The sequence below is a fragment of the Acinetobacter endophylla genome (assembly GCF_053543775.1).
Window position 1 is genome coordinate 1 of record NZ_JBLVOM010000025.1, and the last position, 1,653, is coordinate 1,653.

Sequence of the window (1,653 nt, forward strand, 5' to 3'; positions counted from 1 at the left end):
TTCACCTTCGGTCTGGGAGCGTTGCTACAAAGATGTCAAATTAAAAGAACTGGATGACCAGATCCGTTTCGGTGGTTATGACCTGGCAAGCCGTCTGGATTTGGCTGACTGGGGTGAATTGATTCCACGTATGGAAGACGATGGCAAGATTCACTGGTATGCCTTTGTTCATTCTTATATCAATGAGCGTGTTCTGGAAACCAAAGAAGCCATTAACGGTGAAAAACGTCCGGATGAATATCCAGTATGGCGTGATAACGGTTGGCTGATTGCCACACCAGGTGAATCTACCGATTACAAACGTATTCAGCGGGACATTGAAGATGCCCATGTCAGGAATCCGTTCTATGAATTTGGGCACGATCCATATCATGCGGAGCAATTGACTGCAAATCTGCTAGATGAAGGTATCAATGTCGTTGAAGTACCGCAAAAAACCGAGCATTTAAGTCCGGCAATGCGCTGGATTGAAGTGCTGATGGCTGAAGGTCGTTTTCATCACTGTGGCGATCCGGTATTCACCTGGTGTGCCACCAACGTTGTGGTGAAAGAAGACGCTAAGGAAAATATTTTCCCGCGAAAGATTTCATCTGCGAAAAAGATTGATGCCATGGTGGCAATCATCATTGCTGCCTCACGTGCCCGTTTTCATGATGATGAGTCGGTATTTGATTTAGTGCCGGGTCAGGGTGGAGATGAATGGGATGCAGATGAATATATTTCAAATATGGTGGTAGTGAGACGATGAGTGCAAAAATTGCTAAACAACGTGTAATGGCATGCATCGATCATGATGCAGCCAGAGCGCAAGCTGTGGATAAAGCCAAAAAGATCCACAGCCGGAGTACAGGTCCTGCGGGACCTAGAAAGGGGAAATTAAGCGATTCTCCAAAAAGTATCAGCCGAATTGCAAATACTGCCACATTTGACCGGGCTATGACACTGAGTGCAGTTTTTGCCTGTCATAAAATCCTGGCTGAAACCGTGGCAAGCTTGCCACTTGAAATGTATATCTTTGATTCCAAGCGCAACCGTTCACAGATTTTTGATCATCAGCTTGCCAAGTTGTTCCGGAATAAGCCGAATGATGATCAGACCAATGTTGAGTTCAAAGAAACCCTGATGCTCAACCTGATGGGTGGAAATGCCTATGTTCGCAAGTATTACTATCATAAAGAGCTGAACCAGCTTGTGGTGATAAACAATGCTTCAGTAGATCCAAGGCTGAATGACCAGGGCAAAAAGGAATATCACATCACGCACTTTGACGGTAAAAAAGAGATTTTGACCGACAAAGAAATCTGGCATCTCAAGTTATTTGGTACCGGTTTGGTCGGGATGTCACCGTTGGCATATGGGGCACGTTCTATTGCCATCGGTTTAGCCGCTGACGACAAGGTTGGCCGCGTGATGGAAAATGGAGCAAAACCGTCTGGTGCTCTGAGTACGGACAAAACGCTTAAACAGAATCAACGAGATGCACTGCGTCAAGAAATGACCGCAATGGTTGAAGGTGAGGACTGGTTTTTGCCGGTGCTCGAAGGTGGTTTGAAATTTGAACAAATCAGTCTTACGCCTGAAGACATCGAATTATTGTCTACCCGTCAGTTTACTGTTGAAGAAGTTTGCCGTTTTTATGGTGTGCCAAGTGTA

At 45.4% G+C, this 1,653-nt stretch carries 2 protein-coding genes; both read left to right on the plus strand.

Features of this window, described 5'->3' with window-relative positions; genetic code table 11:
- The coding region (locus ACNPNW_RS03180; protein WP_448766513.1) for a terminase TerL endonuclease subunit at window positions 1–748 on the plus strand (748 nt) is incomplete at its 5' end.
- Window positions 745–1,653, plus strand: a 909-nt coding sequence (locus ACNPNW_RS03185; protein WP_448766514.1) for a phage portal protein, incomplete at its 3' end; no start/stop codon positions are given. The genes ACNPNW_RS03180 and ACNPNW_RS03185, both read left to right, overlap by 4 nt.